The 18,877-nt window shown below is 66.6% G+C and carries 15 protein-coding genes; 2 read left to right on the forward strand and 13 right to left on the reverse strand.

The genetic code is table 11. From position 1 onward, the window contains the following. Positions 1-7: 7 nt before the first annotated feature. Positions 8-1,423, reverse strand: a complete 1,416-nt coding sequence (locus FVF58_RS16850; protein ID WP_149671162.1) for an aminotransferase-like domain-containing protein — start codon at positions 1,421-1,423, stop codon at positions 8-10. A gap of 239 nt (positions 1,424-1,662) precedes the next feature. On the opposite strand from FVF58_RS16850, the gene aptA reads away from it, so the two are divergent. After that, entirely contained in the window at positions 1,663-2,991 is a 1,329-nt protein-coding gene (aptA, locus tag FVF58_RS16855; protein ID WP_149671010.1) for an omega-aminotransferase AptA, read from the forward strand. A gap of 124 nt (positions 2,992-3,115) precedes the next feature. On the opposite strand, the gene FVF58_RS16860 is transcribed toward aptA, so the two are convergent. Continuing rightward, positions 3,116-3,640 carry a DUF6496 domain-containing protein gene (locus tag FVF58_RS16860; protein WP_149671011.1) on the reverse strand — a complete coding sequence of 175 codons (525 nt, stop codon included), beginning with the start codon at positions 3,638-3,640 and terminating at the stop codon, positions 3,116-3,118. A 292-nt stretch (positions 3,641-3,932) separates the two neighbouring features. Here FVF58_RS16860 and FVF58_RS16865 point away from each other — a divergent pair, with 292 nt between their 5' ends. Next, on the forward strand, positions 3,933-4,184 hold the full coding sequence (locus FVF58_RS16865; RefSeq protein ID WP_063499960.1) for a hypothetical protein: 252 nt from the start codon (positions 3,933-3,935) through the stop codon (positions 4,182-4,184). 106 nt (positions 4,185-4,290) lie between these two features. On the opposite strand, the gene FVF58_RS16870 is transcribed toward FVF58_RS16865, so the two are convergent. The 11 genes from FVF58_RS16870 to FVF58_RS16920 form a co-directional block, all read right to left on the reverse strand. Further along, positions 4,291-5,499, reverse strand: coding sequence for an ABC transporter substrate-binding protein (locus FVF58_RS16870; protein ID WP_149671012.1), 1,209 nt, complete (start codon positions 5,497-5,499; stop codon positions 4,291-4,293). 91 nt (positions 5,500-5,590) lie between these two features. Further along, positions 5,591-9,229, reverse strand: coding sequence for a molybdopterin cofactor-binding domain-containing protein (locus FVF58_RS16875; RefSeq protein WP_149671013.1), 3,639 nt, complete (start codon positions 9,227-9,229; stop codon positions 5,591-5,593). Continuing rightward, on the reverse strand, positions 9,226-9,735 hold the full coding sequence (locus FVF58_RS16880) for a (2Fe-2S)-binding protein (RefSeq protein ID WP_149671014.1): 510 nt from the start codon (positions 9,733-9,735) through the stop codon (positions 9,226-9,228). Before FVF58_RS16880 ends, FVF58_RS16875 begins: the two co-directional genes overlap by 4 nt. Positions 9,736-9,760: 25 nt before the next feature. Beyond that, the gene (locus FVF58_RS16885; RefSeq protein ID WP_149671015.1) at positions 9,761-10,960 is read right to left on the reverse strand and encodes an amidohydrolase family protein; all 1,200 of its coding nucleotides are present in this window, start codon (positions 10,958-10,960) and stop codon (positions 9,761-9,763) included. 71 nt (positions 10,961-11,031) lie between these two features. Next, on the reverse strand, positions 11,032-11,745 hold the full coding sequence (locus FVF58_RS16890; protein WP_149671016.1) for an ABC transporter ATP-binding protein: 714 nt from the start codon (positions 11,743-11,745) through the stop codon (positions 11,032-11,034). Next, the gene (locus FVF58_RS16895; RefSeq protein WP_149671017.1) at positions 11,742-12,560 is read right to left on the reverse strand and encodes an ABC transporter ATP-binding protein; all 819 of its coding nucleotides are present in this window, start codon (positions 12,558-12,560) and stop codon (positions 11,742-11,744) included. Before FVF58_RS16895 ends, FVF58_RS16890 begins: the two co-directional genes overlap by 4 nt. After that, positions 12,557-14,500 (reverse strand): ABC transporter permease, encoded by a 1,944-nt coding sequence (locus FVF58_RS16900; RefSeq protein ID WP_149671163.1) that lies wholly within the window; start codon positions 14,498-14,500, stop codon positions 12,557-12,559. The genes FVF58_RS16895 and FVF58_RS16900 overlap by 4 nt, the downstream gene beginning before the upstream one ends. Positions 14,501-14,663: 163 nt before the next feature. Next, positions 14,664-15,248, reverse strand: coding sequence for an amino acid synthesis family protein (locus FVF58_RS16905; protein ID WP_149671018.1), 585 nt, complete (start codon positions 15,246-15,248; stop codon positions 14,664-14,666). 70 nt (positions 15,249-15,318) lie between these two features. Beyond that, a complete protein-coding gene (locus FVF58_RS16910) occupies positions 15,319-15,909 on the reverse strand; it encodes an amino acid synthesis family protein (RefSeq protein WP_149671019.1) in 591 nt (196 codons plus the stop codon). After that, positions 15,885-16,823: a UPF0280 family protein gene (locus tag FVF58_RS16915; RefSeq protein WP_149671164.1), complete on the reverse strand. Its 939-nt coding sequence runs from the start codon at positions 16,821-16,823 to the stop codon at positions 15,885-15,887. Before FVF58_RS16915 ends, FVF58_RS16910 begins: the two co-directional genes overlap by 25 nt. Before the next feature lie 57 nt (positions 16,824-16,880). Further along, positions 16,881-18,494 (reverse strand): 6-hydroxynicotinate reductase, encoded by a 1,614-nt coding sequence (locus tag FVF58_RS16920; protein ID WP_149671020.1) that lies wholly within the window; start codon positions 18,492-18,494, stop codon positions 16,881-16,883. Between the last annotated feature and the right edge of the window lie 383 nt (positions 18,495-18,877).

The following is an 18,877-nucleotide window of genomic DNA, read 5'->3' on the forward strand; positions in this document are numbered from 1 at the left end:
GGCAAGCCTAGAGCGCTCCCTGCCCCACTCGCTCGATGAACCGCCACAGCGCGTCGTCGGTCGAGTACGGGGCGTTGAAACGGAACCAGGCGCTCGGCGCGTCGTCGGCGCGGAAGTAGGAGCCCGGCGCGAGCCAGATGCCGTGCGTGAGCGCGGCGGTCGCCACTTCGCCGGCCCGCTCGGCCTCGATCGGCAAACGCGCCCACAGAAAGAGCCCGGCGCGCGGCCGGTGAAACACTTCGAGGCCGAGCGCATCGAGCCGTTCTTCAACGGTCGCGTGCGCGAGCTTGAGCCGCTCGTTGACCTCGTCGACATGGCGCGCGTAGCGCCCTTCGAGCAACACCTTGTCGACGATCCGCTCGATCGCCTCCGACGACGTCAAGCCCACCGCCATTTTCGTGCGCGCCAGTTCGCGCAACACCGCCTGCTCGGCGACCACGAAGCCGCAACGCAGCCCCGGTGTCACGGTCTTCGAAAATCCGCCGACGTACAGCACGCGCTGCAAGCCTTCCATCGCGGCGAACAGCGGCGCGCCGGGCGGCGCGAGTTCGCGGCTCACGTCGTCCTCGATCACCCACATGCGCTGACGCTCGGCGATCTGCAGCAAGCGGAACGCCGCCGACATGCCGAAGGTCGCGCCGGTCGGGTTCTGCAGCGTGGTGTTGACGAAGATCGCCTTCGGCTTGTGCTGCGCGACGAGCGCTTCGAGCACGTCCGTATCGACGCCCGCCGGCGTACGCGGCACGCCATGCACGACCAGTCCGGCCAGCTTGAGAATCTGCAGCAGATTGCAGTAGCCGGGGTCTTCGACGATCACGACATCGCCCGCGCGCAGCAGCGTGCGCACGATCAGATCCAGTCCCTGAGTCGCGCCCTGCGTGAGCAGGACATTGGAGACGTCGACGGGCAGGCCGCGCCGGTCGAGCTGCTCGGCGATCCGCTCGCGCAGCGGCGCAAACCCGTACGGATGCCCATAGTCGCCCAGGCGCGCGGCCGGCACCCGGCTCGTCGCGCGCAGTGCGTGCTGCAAGCCGGTCTCGTTGATCCACTCGTTCGGCAGCCAGCCGCCGCCCGCCTTGATCGGCACCGAATGGTCGGCGAACACGTCGGACAGCAGCCAGGTCGCGGTGAGGCTGGGCGGCTGCCACTCGGTGACGGCGGCGCGCGGAGATGGAGCGCGCGCGGCCACGCGGTAGCCGGAGCCGCGCCGCGCGACCACGAGGCCCATCGACACCAGCCGGTTATATGCCTCGGTCACGGTAAAGGTGCTCAGTTCATGGCTGTGCGCGAGTTGCCGCACCGATGGCAGCAACGCGCCCGCGCGCAGCGTCTGCGCCTCGATGGCGCGCGCAAAGCCTTGCACCACCTGCTCGACGAGCGTGGGAGCGGCGCGGCGGTCGCGCTCAAGTTCCAGTTCGATCATGGTCACGGCGAAATCCGGGCGAAAAAAGAAGTCGGCGGCGAGCGGCCAGGAACGCGACACGAATCGGCGCCGGTCAGCACCAGGCGGTGAATCGTATCCATCGACACAGTTGACGCCAATCCACCAGCACAGTTAGCACCACACTGCGTCAACTGTTTATGCCGCCATTAAACCGCGAACGCTACAGTTTCGCTACCTAACGGAAGTCCCCAAGGGGACGCCACTTCGAGGAGATACCCATGACTTCGCGCCCCGTCATCGATGATCTGTCGTCTTTCTGGATGCCCTTCACCGCCAACCGTCAGTTCAAGGCCGCGCCGCGCCTGCTCGAATCGGCCAAGGGCATGTACTACCGCAGCACGGACGGGCGCGAGATACTCGACGGCTGCGCGGGTCTGTGGTGCGTGAACGCCGGCCACGGCCGCGACGAGATCGTCGCCGCGATCACCCAGCAACTCTCGACGCTCGACTTCGCGCCGACCTTCCAGATGGGACACCCGCTCGCCTTCGAAGCGGCCACCAAAGTCGCCGAGCTGATGCCGGCCGGCCTCGACCGGATCTTCTTCACGAACTCGGGTTCCGAATCGGTCGACACCGCGCTGAAGATCGCGCTCGCGTACCACCGCTCGCGCGGCGAAGGGCAGCGCACCCGGCTGATCGGCCGCGAGCGCGGCTATCACGGCGTGGGCTTCGGCGGCATCTCGGTCGGCGGCATCGCGCCGAATCGCAAGACCTTCTCCGGCGCGCTGCTGCCGGCGGTCGATCATCTGCCGCACACGCACAACCTCGAACACAACGCGTTCTCGAAGGGGCAACCCGCCTGGGGCGCCCATCTGGCCGATGAACTCGAGCGCATCGTCACGCTGCACGACGCGTCGACGATCGCCGCGGTGATCGTCGAACCGGTGGCCGGCTCAACGGGCGTGCTGATTCCGCCGCAAGGCTATCTGCAGAAGCTGCGCGAAATCTGCACGAAGCACGGCATCCTGCTGATTTTCGACGAAGTGATCACCGGTTTCGGCCGCGTCGGCAAGGCGACCGCGAGCGAATACTTCGGCGTAACGCCGGACCTGATCACGATGGCCAAGGCGATCAACAACGCGGCGATTCCGATGGGCGCGGTCGCGGCCAGCCGCACGATCCACGACACGATCGTCAACAGCGGCGCGCAAGGCGCGATCGAGCTGTTCCACGGCTACACGTATTCGGCGCACCCGGCGGCGGCCGCCGCCGCAGTGGCGACGCTCGATCTGTATCGCCGCGAAGGCCTGTTCGAGCGCGCGGCCTCCTTGGCCCCGACGTTCGAAGCCGCAGCCCATTCGCTGCGCGGCGCGAAGCACGTGAAGGACGTGCGCAACCTCGGCATGATCGCGGGCATCGAGCTCGAATCGCGCGACGGCGCGCCGGGCGCGCGGGCTTATGAAGCGTTCGTCAAATGCTTCGAGGCGGGCGTGCTGGTGCGCTTCACGGGCGACATCCTCGCGTTCTCGCCGCCGCTCATCATCAACGAAGAGCAGATCGCGCACATCTTCAAGACCGTGGGCGACGTGCTGGATACCGTTCAGTAACAGCAGCCCGGCAAGGTAAGAATGAAAGCGGCGCATGTGTTTGCATGCGCCGCTTTTGTTTTGGGAACTACGGCACGCGGGTTTGCCGGAGGGCACGCACGCGGCGCACCCTTGCCGGCAGGCATCAGTGATGCGCGCGCGACGCCCGCGTCTGCGCCGCCTTTTTTGCAGCCGCGGAGCGACCCGCTGCACCCTTCGTCGCGGCGGCCTTCTTCGCCGCCGCCGAACGGCTGGCCGCCGGGCGCCTGGCCGCCGCCGACTTCGCCTGCTTCGACATCGCCGCGGGCGACGCCCCGGCGGTGCTCTCACGCTTCAGCGCATTGGTCGAAGCTCGCGAACGCTTCGCCGCCGACTCCGTGCTCGCGCTCTTTCGCGCAGTGCTCTTGTGCTGTCCGGCGGCGCTGTCCTTCCCGGCTTTCTTGCGCGTCGCTTCGCTCGTCGTGCCCTTCTTCGGGGACTTCACGGCGACGCCCGCGCGGCGCGCTTCCGACAGGCCGATCGCAATCGCCTGCTTCGCCGACCTGACGCCGTGCTTGCCGGCACGCACCTTGTCGACCTGTTCCTTGACGAACTCTCCTGCCTGAGTACTCGCTGACTTGCCGGCACGCTTGTCGGCTGCGGCGCGCTTGAGGGTTTTCTGTTCGGGCATGACGGTTCTCCAGTTTGACTGTGGCCTATGTGATGCAGCAACAGTTATGCCGGAGCGTTCCGGCGCGTGTGAGCTTCGTTGCGAAGCGTCTTCCACGGGGCGGGTTCGCGCTCCTGCTCGCCTCGCGGGTCATGGCGGAGGGTTGTCCAATGGTCGATGTCAATTCGCGCGAGCAGTCGAATCGCCGCGAGCCCTCCGGCAAAACCGCCCGACGGGACTCGCGCCCGCCAGCGGGACGGCGTATGGTGTCAGCAAGGGTCGGCGCCGTGGTCCGGCCCGACGGGAGACGTCCATGAAGATACCTACCGTTCGCGCGGGTGCGCATATCGAAGGCGTGCACTGGATCGCCGAATACGCGGAAGACGTTCACGAGATTCGCGTGTTTCGCGAGGGCCAGGAGGTGGATGTGCACAACGCGCCATCCACCCTGTTCGGCGATGAGGAGAATGCGGGCTCGAAGAGCACCGCCGATCATCGCGCGGTCGAAGCCGCGGTGCTCGCTTATCTGAGGCGCTTTGTCATCGAGCACGACGCGGAAGAGTAGCCGTGCGCGGATTGTTCGCGTCCTCAGTGGCTAGTGTGTTTTTCGCAGCGCTGGCGGCACGAGACACGTTCGATAACCCGTGGAACGTGCCGCTTACGTAACACGTTCAGTCAGCGGGCCGCAGCTTCCTGACTTCGGCATCCGACGGCTGAACGCTCGCACCGTCGATATACCGGTACGACGTCATCACCCCCTTGCCGTCCTTCAACCCGGTCACGCCGACATACGCGCCCATGGTCGACTGATTGTCCTGCGCGCGGTACGTGATCGGGCCGAACGGCGTCTCGACATTGAGGCCCTTGAAGGCGGCCGCGAGCTTGTCCGCATCCACCGAGCCGGCCTTTTTGATGCCGTCCGCGATCGACATCAGCGCCGAGTAGCCGACCACCGAGCCGAGGCGCGGATAGTCGTGATACTTCGCCTGATACGCATCGACGAATTTCCGGTTCGCCGCCGCATCGATCGAATACCACGGGTAGCCGGTCACGATCCAGCCAGTCGGGGCTTCCGCGCCCAGCGGATCGAGATAATCCGGCTCGCCGGTCAAGAGCGACACCACGCTGCGATCCTTGAAGAGCCCGCGCGTATTGCCTTCGCGCACGAACTTGCCGAGGTCCGCGCCGAACAGCACGTTGAAGATCGCATCGGGCTTCGCATCGGCGATCGCCTGGGTCACGGCGCCCGCGTCGACGTTGCCGAGCGGCGTCGCCTGTTCGACGACGAACTGCACGTCCGGCTGCGCCGCCGTCAGCAGCTTCTTGAAGGTCGCCACCGCGGATTGCCCGTACTCGTAGTTCGGATACACCAGCGCCCAGCGCTTCTTCTTCAGCTTTGCCGCTTCCGGCACCAGCATCGCCACCTGCATGTACGTGGAAGGACGCAAACGGTACGTGTATTTGTTGCCATCGGCCCAGACGATCTTGTCGGTCAGCGGCTCGGCGGCGAGGAAGAAGATCTTCTTCTGCTTCGCGAAGTCGGTCAGCGCAAGGCCGGTGTTCGACAGGAAGCCGCCGAACAGCAACTGCACCTGCTCGCGCGCGATCAGTTCCTGCGCGACGCGGATCGTGTCGCCGGGGTTGCCGTTGTCGTCGCGCGACACCACTTCGAGCTGCTTGCCGAGCACGCCGCCGGCGGCGTTGACCTGTTCGAGCGCCAGGTTCCAGCCGTTCTTGTAAGGCCCGAGAAAGGCGGGCTGCGCCTTGTAGCTGTTGATCTCGCCGATCTTGATGGTCTGCTGGGCGCTCGCGCCGAGCGCGGCGAGCGAGCACACCGTCGACACCGTGAGGCGAGAGATCCATCCTGCGCGCGTGGTCATGCGTTTCTCCGTTATCAGAAGGATTGCGTGAATGCTTTTAATCGGGCTTGTAGTCGTGCGTTCGAACGTCGAGCGGCTGACGGCTGACGGTTCAATCCGGCCAGGGCGTCGCGCGGATTCGGGCCACGCTCGCCTTGACGTCCTGCCATGCCGGCTTGCCGCCCGCGAATTGCTGACGCAGATACGACACGAGTTCGGCGACCTGGGCGTCGTTGAAACTGTCGCGGTACGCCGGCATCGTACCGAGTTCGGGCCGCGCAGGCGAGCCGATGCCGTCGAGAATCACGCGAATCAGGTTGTCCGGGCTCGCGCTGTGCAGATTCGTGTTGAGCGCGAGCGACGGATGCGCGCCGAATAGTTGCGGCCCGCTGCCGGTGTGATGACAGGCCGCGCACGCACCGTCGAAAAGCCGCGCGCCAAGCCCCGCCGGCGCGCCGGTGATCGTGCTGGCCTGCTCGTATTGACGCGCCGTCGCCGCCGGGTCCGCATTGGGCTCCAGCGGATTGAGCGACGCCAGATACGCGGCCATCGCGCGGATATCGCTGTCGGGCAGCGCCGCCAGATCGCCAATCACCGGCGCCATCGGCCCAGCCGCCACGCCATGCAGCGGCGCGTGACCGAAGCGCAGATAGCTGAACAGTTCGTCCTCGCTCCAGGGCACGGGCGCGCTCGACAGCGTGGAAAGCGCGGGCGCTTCCCAGCCCTCCGCCCTGCCGCCGCCCATGAACGCCGCGCCGGTTTTCTCCGCGCCGAATGCGTTGCGCGGCGTATGGCACGCGCTGCAATGGCCGAGGCCGTTCACCAGATACGCGCCGCGATTCCATTGCGCGCTTCGCGTCGCGCTGGGCGTGATCGTGTTGCGGCCGAGAAAGAGGCCATTCCACGCGGCCATCAGCGGGCGCACGTTGAAGGGAAACCGCAACTGGGTTTCCGGCGCGCGGGAGCGGACCGGCGTTTGCGACATCAGATAGGCGTAGAGCGCCTTCAGATCGTCGTCGGACGTGTTTTTGAACGACGTGTACGGGAACGCCGGATACAGCCGGTGGCCATCGCGGCTAATGCCTTGCCGCATCGCGCGAATGAAGGCTTCGAGCGACCAGTTGCCGATGCCCGTCTGGCCGTCCGGGGTTATGTTGGTGCTGTAGACGATGCCAAACGGCGTATCGAGCGGCTTGCCGCCGGCATTCGGCACGCCGTTGCGCGCGGTATGGCATACCGCGCAATTGCCGAGCGACGCGAGCAGCTTGCCGCGCGCCACCAGGTCGGGGGCGAACGCGCTCGCGAGCGGCGGTGTGATCGGCGCGATGGGCTGCGGCGCGAACGACAGCGCGCCGAGCCAGCCGGCCGCGCCCGCCGCGAACGCACCGAGCAAACCCAGCCGCCAGCGCTTCTTCTTGCGCGCCGCGGCGTCCTCGGCCTGCGCATCGGCGAGCGCGGCGCGAATCGTTTCCGGCGTAAACGGAGGCCGCCGGAAGCGCACGCCGGTCGCATCGAACAGCGCGTTGGCGATGGCCGCCGCGCCGGGCAGCGACGCGGATTCGCCGACGCCCATCGGCGGCTCGCCGTGACGCGGCATCATCACCACGTCGATCACCGGCACCTCACGGAAGGTCAGGATCGGATACGCGCCCCACTCCTGACTCGTCACCGCGTTGCCGCCGAACGTCACGCGCTCTTTCAACGCACGGCTGGTCGCCTGGATCACGTTGCCGTGAATCTGATGACGCACGCCATCGGGATTCACCATCGTACCGCTATCCTGGCCGACCACCACGCGCGTCACCGCGAGTTCGCCGCTCTTGCGATTGACTTCGACATCGGCGATCCACGCGGACCACGCCGCGCCGAAGCCGGGGAATTTGCTGTGCACGTAGCGCGCGTAAGCGATGCCCCGGCCGCGGGCGATGTCGCCTTCCTGCCGGGGCGCGGGTTGCGCGGCTTGTGACGCTTGCGCGGATTGCGCGGGTTCGCGCGGTTGCCAGCCCGCCTTGTCGGCGACGGCCTTCACCAGTTCGATCGCGCGCGGGTCGGTCAGATGCTTCAGCCGGAACTCGACCGGATCGACGCCCGCTTGCGTTGCGAGTTCGTCGATGAAGGACTCGTGCGCGAACGTGTTCGGCAACGCGGACACGCCGCGCAGCCACGACGCCCGCACGATCGGCGGCGTGTCGTCGCACACGATGCGCATGCTGCGGTAGTCGTAAGGCGGCACCGCCGTACGGTCGCCCATCTCGAACACCTGCGGCTGCGCGGAGATCGTGCCGGTCAACAGCAACGCCAACGTGGGCGCATCGTTCGACGGATAGCGCGTCGCGAAGTCATACGCGGCCAGCTCGCCTGCGGCGCTCAACGCGCCGCGCACGTCCATCAACTGCGCGGCGCCCTTCGGCTCCCACGCATGTTCGTCCTCGCGCGAGAGCTGCACGCGCACCGGCGCGCCGCTCGCGCGCGACAGCAGCGCGGCGTCGGCCGCCACATCGTCCGCGCAATTGCGGCCGTAGCAGCCCGCCGCATCCATCCGCACGATCTCGATGCGCGCCTCGTCCATCGCCATCAGCAACGCGAGGTCGGCGCGCAGCGAATGCGGATTCTGCGTGCCCGACCAGACCTTCAGCGCGCCGTCGCGATAGTCGGCCACCGCGCACGAAGGCCCGATCGATGCATGCATCTGGAACGGCCACACGTAAGTGCGTTCGAGCGTGCGAGCCGGGTCTTGCGCCAGCGCCGCGTCCACGTCGCCGTCGAGCACCAGGTCGCGCCGCGTGGCCGGATTCGCGCGCAACGCCGCTTCCACTTCTTCGCTGGTCTCCAGCGGCGGCAAGCCCTCGACCGCTTTCCATCGCACGTCGAGCCGCTTCACCGCTTGCTGCGCGATTTCCTCACGCTCCGCGACGATGCCGACGAAATCGCGAATCACCACCACCTTGACGATGCCGGGCAAATCGCTAACGGAGTTTTCGTCGACATGCAGCAGGCTGTTGCCCATGAAGTCGCCCTGCGCGACGCCGGCATACGGCGGACGCACCACGCGGCCATGCAGCATGCCGGGCACGCGCAGGTCGTGCACAAAGCTCAATTCGCCGGTCGCCTTCGCGGGGATATCGACGCGCGGCGCGCTTTTTCCGACAATCCGGTACGCGTGCGGGGATTTCAAAGGCGCGTCGGTGGAAAGCTTCAGCTCGACGCGCCGGCCTTTAATCAGTTCGCCATACTGAATGCTTTTTGCCGGATCGCCGTCGCGCTGAAATACGCGGCCTTCCTGAACGTCCAGTTGCTCGACGCCGACTTGCAGGCGCGCCGCCGCTTCCGCAAGCAGATAGTGACGCGCCTGCGCCGCCGCGTGCCGCAACGGCACCGCTGAAATCTGGATCGTCGCGCTGGCGATCGTCGGCCCCTGATTCGGCGCTTCGCCGGTGTGGCCGAGCACGATCGACACCCGCGTGAGCGGCACATCCAGTTCTTCCGCGACGATCTGCGCGAGCGCCGTGCCGATGCCGGTGCCGAGATCGACATGCCCGTTGAACGCGACCACGCTGCCGTCGTCGCGCACGACGAGGAACAGGTCCGCCTCCGCCGGCACGAACGACGAGCGCGAGCCCGGCTGACCGACCGCGGCCTTCACCGGCGCTTGCGGCGGCCGCGTGACGATCAGCACGCTCTGCGCGTCATACAACTGTTTGCGCGACGGCGGCGCGGCGCGTCGGTCGACGCTGAAGTCCGGTCCCGTCATGCGCGCGCTCCTTCATGCGCAGCCGCTTGCGCGGCGAGCAATTCGGCAGCGCGCTGCACCGCGCGCACGATCTCGACATGCGTGCCGCAGCGGCACAGGTTGCGCGACAGCTCGCGCTGGATCGTCGCGACGCTCGGATGCGGATCGCGATCGAGCAAGGCCTTGGCGGTCAGGATCATGCCGTTCAGGCAATAGCCGCACTGCGCGGCCTGCTCTTCGATGAACGCCTGCTGCACCGGATGCAGCGCGGCGCGCGTGCCCAAGCCTTCGAGCGTGGTGATCTCGCGGCCCACGGCGACCTGCGCAGTCGTCACGCAGGCGCGCGTCGGCATGCCGTCGAGCAGGACCGTGCACGCGCCGCACTCGCCCAGCCCGCAGCCGAACTTCGGCCCGTTCAACGCGAGGTCGTTACGCAGCAGGTAGAGCAGCGGCGTGTCGGCGGCGGCGCAGACTCGATGGGTTGCGCCGTTCACGTTCAGCACGAGCGGCGCGGGACGATTCGTCACGTGGCTGTCCACGTTTTGCGCGCGCTCAGAACACCACCGGTACTTCGGTGGCAGGCGGCGTGTTACGGCTGCGCCGGCAGCGGATCAAGCCGTCGATCATCACCATGCCCACGCCCGGAATGTCGCCGAGTTGCACGCTTTCGAGCAGCGTGTCGGCTGCCGTGTGTTGCGCGCGGTCCATGAACACGAGGTCGGCGGGACGGCCTACTTCGATCAGCCCCTGACGCAGCTTGCGTTGCCGCGCGGTGTTGCCGGTCGCGAAGCAGAACGCGATTTCGGCGGGCACGTCGGCGAGGCTCGAAATCAGCGCGATCATCCGCAAGATGCCGAGGGGTTGCACGCCGGAACCGGCGGGGCTGTCCGTGCCGAGAATGATCCGGTGCGGGCACTTCAGTTCGATCGCATGACGCGCGGTCAGCAGTGCGATCCGTTCGTTGCCGTTGTGGACGATCTCCAGAGCGCGGCTCGACTGCTCGCACAGGTCGCACACGTGCCGGTACGACAGCGACGTATGGCCGCCGTTGACGTGGCCGATCACGTCGGCGTCGGCGGCCAGCACCACGTCGCGATCGATCAGCCCCGAGCCGGGAATCGACGGGCCGCCCGTGTGGATCGTGCTTTGCATGCCGTACTTGCGCGCCCACGCGACCATCTGCGCGGCTTCCTCGCCGCCCTTCACGCTGCCGAGCCCCACTTCGCCGAGCAGCTTCACGCCCGCTTCGGACAGCTCCTTGAAGTCCTCTTCGACCATGCCCTTCTCGATCACCGGCGCGCCCGCCATCACCTTGACGCCGCCGCCGACACCCGCGCCGCGCATCCCTTCGAACGACCGTTGCGCGGTGATCGCGAGCGCCTTCACGCCGAGCACATCTTTCGGACGACCAGGCAAATGCACTTCGCCGGCCGAGATCATCGTCGTCACGCCGCCGTTCAGATTCGATTCGATCCAGCCCATCTGGTTCTGGCGCGGCGTCCAGTCGCCGAACACGGGATGCACATGCGAGTCGATCAGGCCGGGCGCCACCGTGGTGCCTTTGCAATCGACCGTGGTCCGCGCGCCTTCGAGGTCGCAGTCCTTCTCCTTGCCGAGCGCGACGATCACGCCGTCGTCGATCACCAGCGTGTCCGCGTCGAGAATCGGCTGGTCGATGTCGCCGGATAACAGCAGCCCGATGTTCGTTACCGCGACCTTGCCCGACAAGCCTGTCAACGTCTCTGCTGCCATCTGCCTCTCCTTTCGCAACGATTGCCCGGCCATGCCGGCGTGCACCCCGCACGCCGCGCGCGCCGCTGGAATCACACGCTGAGATAAGCGCGCCTGACTGTTTCGTTCCGTGCGAGTTCGCCGATCGTGCCGCTAAAACGGATCTGCCCTTTTTCGAGCACATACGCGCGGTCGCTGACCAGCTCGGCGAAGTGCAGGTTCTGTTCGGACAACAGAATCGACAGCCCTTCGCGCTTGAGTTCGAGAATCATGTTCGCCATCTGTTCGACGATCACCGGCGCGACGCCTTCCGACGGCTCGTCGAGCAGCACCAGATACGGATTGCCCATCAGCGTGCGCGACACGGTCAGCATCTGCTGCTCGCCGCCGCTCATCTGGCCGCCCGGGCGGCGGGGCATTTCGCCGAGATTGGGAAACAGGCGAAACAGCTTTTCCGGCGTCCATTGCGGCGCGCCTTCGCGCGGCGGCTGACGGCCGGTGTCGAGGTTCTCCATCACCGTGAGATCCGCGAACACGCGGCGGTCTTCGGGCACGAAGCCCATGCCCATCCGCGCGATCCTGTACGGCGGCAACGCCGTGATGTTCTGCCCGCGAAACGTCACCTCGCCGCGACGGCGCGGCAGCAGACCCATCACCGCTTTCATGGTGGTCGATTTGCCGGCGCCGTTGCGGCCCATCAGCGCGACCACTTCGCCGCGGCCGACTTCGAGACCGACATCGAACAGGATATGAGCGCGGCCGTAGAACGCGTTGAGGCCGGAGACTTTCAGCATCGGCTCGCTCATTGCGGCGCTCCTCGTCCCGCTTGTCCCGCCTGGCCTGTCGCCGTGTCATGCAGCGGCGCGTGCGGCCGGAAGGTCTTGCCTGTACCGAAATAGACTTCCTGCACGCGCGGGTCGTTACGGATCGTTTCGGCATCGCCCTCGGCGATCAGCTTGCCGCGCGCGAGCACGATCATGCGATCGGCGTACGCGAATACCACGTCCATGCTGTGCTCGGTAAACAGCACGCCGATCTTGTGCTCGGTGACCAGACGTTTGGTCAGTGCCATCAGCTCGTTGCGCTCCTTCGGCGCCATGCCGGCGGTGGGTTCGTCCATCAGCAGCAGCTTCGGTCGATTGGCGAGCGCGATCGCCAGTTCGACGCGTTTCACGTCGCCATACGCGAGCACGCCGCACGCGCGCTTCGCATCGGCGCTCATGCCGACCTGTTCGAGCAGCGCAAACGCTTCGTCGGCATAGCGCGAGCCCGCGGGCTTCCACAGGCCGAAGGTCTTGTGTTCGCGCGACACCAGCGCCGTCTGCACGTTTTCGAGCACGGTCATGGAATTGAAGGTCGCGGCAATCTGGAACGTGCGGCCGACGCCGAGCCGCCAGATGTCGCGCGGACGCATGCCGACCAGTTCATGGCCGTCGAGGCGGATCGATCCGGACGACGGCTGCAACTGCCCGTTGACCATGTTGAAGCAGGTCGACTTGCCCGCGCCGTTCGGTCCGAGCAGCGCGAGCAGTTGACCGGCTTCGAGATCGAACGAGACATTGTCGACAGCCTTCAGGCCTCCGAACGATCGGGACAGACCCGAGACGCGCAGCAGGCTCATAGTCCCTCCTTGATCGCGGCGGCGCGTTGCGACGGCGACACGGCACTACTGTCGGCGGCATCGGCGGTGTCGTCGCCGAAACGCTCGCGAATGAAGCCGACGATCCCTTGCGGAAACGCGATCACCAGCAGCAGGATCGCGACGCCCAGCAGCGCCTGCCAATAGTCGGTCTGCCGCGCGACGGTGTCCTGCAGCCACGTGAACACGGCCGCGCCGACGATCGGTCCGCTCAAGGTCTGCAAGCCGCCGAGCAGCACCATCACGAGGCCGTCCACCGAACGGCTCACGCTGATCACTTCCGGCGAGATCGTCCCCTTCGAGAACGCGTACAGCGATCCGGCGAGTCCGCAGAACAGCGACGCGATCACGAACGCCGCCCACTGCACGCGCTTCACGTCGATGCCGATCGCCTCGGCGCGCAGCACGGAATCGCGCGACGCCCGCATCGCGTAGCCGAGCGGCGAGAACAGCAGCTTGCGCAACAACCACACGCCGACTACCGCGCAGACCAGCGTCAGGTAGTAAAACGCTACCGGCGACGACAACCAGTTCGACGGCCATAAGCCGAGCACGCCGTTGCTGCCGCCCGTCACGTCGTCCCACTGGAACACGACCGACCAGACGATCTGCGCGAACGCTAGCGTCAGCATCGCGAGATAGACACCGGAGAGGCGCACGCAGAACCAGCCGAACACCAGCGCGCCGGCGACCGCGAGCAGCGGTCCGAGCAGCAGCGCGGCTTCCATCGGCAGATCCAGCACTTTGAGGAACAGCGCGGCGCCGTATGCGCCGAGGCCGAAGTAAGCGGCGTGGCCGAACGAATGCATGCCGCCCGGCCCCATGATGAAATGCAGGCTCGTCGCGAACAGCACCGCGATCAGGATTTCGACCAGCAGCACAGGCATGTACGGAAACGCGTTAGCCGCGAGCGGCGCGAGCGCGAGGACCAGCAACGCGAATGCGGCCAGCCACTTGAGGCGTTTGCCCGCCGGACGCAACGGCGTTTCCGGCGCCGCCATCCCGCGCACCGCGGCGCTCGCGCGGCCGAGCAGGCCCCAGGGCCGCACCACCAGCACGACCGCCATCACGACGAATTCGGCCACCAGCGTAAAGCGGCTCAACGACAGACCTACGCCGAAGACCGTCACATGGCCGATGCCGATGCACAGCGCCTTGATCTCCGCGATGAGCAGCGCAGCGACGAACGCGCCCGGAATCGAACCCATGCCGCCGACCACGACCACCACGAACGCATTGCCGATGGTCTCCAGATCCAGCGACAGATTCGCCGACATGCGCGGCCCTTGCAGCGCGCCGCCGAGACCGGCGAGAAACGCGCCGACGAAAAACACGCCGGTAAACAGCCACGCCTGATTGATGCCGAGCGCGCCGAGCATCTCGCGATCCTGCGTCGCGGCGCGCACCAGCGTGCCCCAGCGCGTGCGCGTCAACGCGTACCAGAGCAGCAGCAACACCACCGGCCCGATGACGATCAGCGCGATGTCGTAGGTCGGCAGCGGATGGCCGAGAAAATCAACCGCACCGGCCAGATGCGGCGCTCGTGGCCCGAACAGATCTTCGGGGCCCCACAGCCACAACGCGGCGTCGCGAGAGATCAACACTAGCGCGAAGGTGGCGAGCAGGTGGAACAACTCGGGCGCCTGGTAGATGCGCCGCAACACGATCATCTCGACCAGCGCGCCCAGCACCGCAACCACCAGCGCGGCGGCCAGCACCGACAGCCAGAAGCCGCCCGCCGTCTGTCCGAAGCGGCTCGCGATGCTGTACGCGACGTAGATCCCGAACATATAGAACGAGCCGTGCGCGAAGTTGACGATGCGCGTCACGCCGAAGATCAGCGACAAACCGGCGGCGACGAGAAACAGCGTCGACGCGTCGGCGAGTCCGTTGACCAGCTGTACCAGCAAATTCGAAAGCATCACGACCCTCGGCAGCTTGCTGAACGGCGCGTGCGCGGCAGGCGCAGGCGGCGCGATCGGCAGACGTTGCAGCGCGTGCGGCCCCATGCGCGCACGCGTCAACGGCGGGACAGTAACCCGAAAGAATTCTCCTTGGGAAGCAGCGAAACAACCGCGTTCAAACTCAGCGCAAACCGTCTTCGCCCTTGATCTCACTCACCTGCAAGCCGCCGATGCGCGGCAGCGGCCGCCCCGACGCGGTCACCGCAACCGCCACGACGATTTCGTTCGCGCGCGGCGCATCCGACACGCGCGCCTCGATCGCATCGAAATGACTGCGCACGAAGGCCGCGTCCTTGTGGCCGAGCGGCACGTCGATCGCGGTGCCGAGCGTGCCCATCTTCTTCGCCGACGGCACCAGCGCCGCGCCCTTTTCGACTGCGGCCCGCAGCGGCGCGCCGAGTTTCGGGTGCAGGATCGCGGCCGCATGTTCCAGCTCGCCCGCCTCGCCGACGATCGCGGCCTTGCCGTAGCTTTGCGCGTCGCCGGGCGCAATGCCGAGCGCCTCGACGCACCGGTTGCCGAGCAGCGCGCCCAGTTCTTCGCCGGCTTCGATCAGCGCGTCGAGTTTGGCCTCGTAGCGGCCCGCATACGGATTGTCGATCACCGCGATCGCAACCGCGCGACGCGCGGGTGGATCGATGGCCTGGCCCATTTCAATGCGAGTTTCATCCACCTGCACGACCAGCTTGCGAAGCTTGATTGCCATTTCGCTCTCTCCGGGTTTCGATGCTTCGATGTTGCGGCGTTGCCACTTGTCGCTGCGCCGCTGCAACGCTTCAGCGCAAACCGTCCTTGCCCACGATCGCCTCTTTCGCGAGGCCGCCGACGCGCGCATGGACGCGCTGCCCCGTACTCATCACGAGGATGTACACGAGTTCGTCGGCGGCGGGCGCGCCGGGCACGCGCACTTCGATCGCGTCGAAGTGGCTGCGCACGTAGCTCGCGTTCACGTGCGTGAGCGGCACGTCGAGCGCGGTGGACGGCGCGCCGACCTTCTTCGTGGACGGCACGATCGCGTTGGTCGGCACGCCGTTCTTCTCCAGCAGTTCACGCATGGCATAGCCGCCGGGGACATGCCACAGCGCGCCATGCTCGAGTTCGCCGCGCGCGCCGACAATCGCGCGCTTGCCATAACTTTCAATCGATGCGTGCGGCACCGCCATCGCCGCCAGCAGCCGTTGCGCCATATCGAAGCCGATGGGTTTGAGCGCTTCCATCGCGTGCTCGATTTTCGCTTCGTAGCGGCCGGCAAACGGGTTCGTCATCACCGCGGCAATCGCGCCGCGTCGGAGCGGCTGCTCGGGCGCGGGGCCGAACTCGTGGAAGATATCTTCGACGTGCGTCAGCACGCGGCGTATTTCGAACACGGAGCCTCCGTTATTGTAGGGGCGCGGCGCGCGGGCAACGCGCCGTTTTCATGAATGCCGGCGACGCGCACCCGCCCTTGCAGGAAGAGTGCGGCGCCTTCGATCAAGCCTTGCTCTCGCAGACACTGTGCCACGGCGACGCCGCGCGCCAGCGCGAGTTCGATCAGCGGCTGCGGCAACGCAGGGACGTCGACGGTGACGAGGAGGTCGCCCAGATCGCTATCGTCCTTCAACGACGACGCCGGGCGGCGCACGATCCCCGCATGGTCCAGATGCACGGCGTTCGCGATCATCGTCGCGGCGGCGTCGGCGGTGGCGGCGTCACGGGCGAGCACGGTCACGCTGTCGGCGATGCCGAGGCTGAAGCTGCGGCCGCGCCAGCCGCTGGTCGCGATGCCGCGCACCGGCACGCTCGCGTCGAGCGTCAGGTTGGCGTCGAGCGCATGATCGCGTGAGAGATGCGAGCCGGAGCAGTTCGCGAGATCGGCGAACACGCCGACGCGGTACTGCTGCCCTTCCGTCAGATACAGCGCGATGTCGCCGCCATTGTTGATGAACGCACGTGCGACGCCTTCACGCGCGAACGCCGCGATCAGTTCATCGGCGACGCTGCCCGCGACGGCCGCCATCGGTGTGATGTAACGCGCGCGATGCGGATGGCACGCGGACCACATGCGGCGCGCCACCGGGCCTTGCAACGCGGTGTCGTGCGACGCCGAGTCGGCCGGCACGGGCTGCCGAAGCAGTTGCAACTCGCCGACCAACTCGGGCAGCACATCCGCGAAACGCGTCCAGCACGCGTGATACGCGGCCTGCACCGCCGCAGGCTCGCCGTCCGCGCCGAGGATCAGATCGATCGGCCCATGCTGCCAATGCCAGCGGTTTGCATCGAGCCGGGTGCGGGTGGGGGTCATCACGTTGGTCGCGTTCGTCGTGTGGATGTGTGTTTTGGGTTGGCGGGTGACGCGCCGTCAGCCGAGCATCGGCGGCATCGCGGGCGGCCACGGATTGTCGGGATTGCGCAGCAGCGTACGGCGCGCGAGCGGTGCGCCTTCCGTATGGCCGGGCCCGTTCGCCAGCACGCTCTCCAACGAGCGCACCGCGTCGAGATGGCCGCCGAGGTCGCGATACGCGTCATACGTCATCGTGAATTCGATCGGCGCGACGATCGCGGGCGTGGGCACCGTGCCGAACGAGCGGTCGGGCATCCGCGCTACATCGACCATCACGGTGATGCCGCCACCGGGCCACACATAGGCCGGCGCGCCGCCACAGGTCACGTTGACCAGCTTCTGTTTGATCGCCCGGGTGAGCAGCACCGGGTTCTCCGTGGCGCCTGCGCGCAGACTGCCACCCGCGCCACCGAGAAACAGCACCGTGGCGAGTGACGGCTCGCAGTTCTCGCCGATGCGTTCGACCGTACGGCGCACCGCGTCCGGCATCGGCGCGATACGCGGCACGAGATCCCGATCGAGTTCGTACCACTGCGCGTGTTCACCGGTGGTCGACACCATCAGCAAACGCATGCCCGGTGTCGCGACGGCGGGATCGAAGCCTTCGACGATCGCCAGCGGATCCTGAATGTCGGTGCCGCCCCAGCCCGTGCCGGGATTGGCGACCTGAAAATAGCGCCCTGGCGTCGACTTACGTCCGCGAATCTTCACGCCCGAGCGCGTCATGCCGAGGCATCGGCCGGCCTGGTGTTCGGTGAGCACGCCGGTGATGTGATCGTCGACGACCACCACTTCGTCGGCATGACCGAACCATTGCTTCGCGAAGATGCCGATGGTCGCGGAACCGCAGCCCACGCGCATGCGCTGTTCCTCGACGCCGTCGACCACCGGCGCCGCGCCCGCGCGAATCACGAGACTTGCGCCGCCGTCGATGGTCAACGCCACCGCCTCCTTGTTGCCGAGCGCGAGCATCATGTCGCACGTCACGCGGCCTTCTTTCTTGCTGCCGCCGGTCAGATGGTGCACGCCGCCGAGGCTCAACATCTGCGAGCCGTACTCCGCAGTGCTCACGTGGCCGACAATCTCGCCGTGACAGCGAACGTTGGATTGTTCCGGGCCGAGAAAGCGATCGGTGTCGATCTTCACCTTGAAGCTGCAGTAGCTGAAGATGCCTTCGGTGACGACCGTGATCATATCGACGTCGTCGAGCTTCGACGCAACGATGAAAGGCGCGGGCTTGTAGTCGGGATAAGTGGATGATGCGCCGATGCCGGTGACGAAGAGCGGCTCGTCGGCGGTGGGATCATTCGCTTCGGACAGCGCGCCGAATTCGACGATGGCTTGCGCCTGGGCGCCACTTGCGCCCGCTTCGGCCGCTAACGGCGAGCGCGCGAGAAACACCACCGGATCGACGCGGATCAGCCGCCCGTCCGCATTCGCGTAACGATCGCACGCGCCGGTGCGGCCTTCGGATATCTGGCACAGCACCGGGCATGCATTGCATTCGATCTTGTTCGACGCCATGCGCTCGCTGCGCGGCGCCGCCTTTTCGAGCACGGTAGGACCCGGCGTCGACGCGGCTTCGCCGTCGACACTGTCCGCGCCGAAATCGACCTTCGTATGTTCTGTCATGGCGGGGTTCCCATACGACGACATTACAAGCGGTCCTGCCCGGCTGCCAAATCACCCTTGTTTCAGGGGACTTGCGCGCGACGCGCCAATTTTCATGTTGCGTCCACTCACCGTTGATGTAGTATTTCCTACATCAAACTGGATTGAAATCTACCCGATCAAAATAGACTGTGCAACGTGTTTCCGGATGAGAGAAAGAATGGTGCGACGCGGCATGGGCGTGTGAATCACGCCTCAATCTACGCCGAAGCGGCAGGTCGCGCAGCACCTGACTCAGCCGCTAAAGCGGGCGGTATGATGATGGCGCGAGCGTCCCTCGCTCGTGCACGTGCCGCTGCTGTACATGCCGTTTTATTGACACCGACAAAGAGATCCAAGACCGC

This window comes from Paraburkholderia panacisoli (assembly GCF_008369935.1).
Taxonomy (GTDB): domain Bacteria; phylum Pseudomonadota; class Gammaproteobacteria; order Burkholderiales; family Burkholderiaceae; genus Paraburkholderia; species Paraburkholderia panacisoli.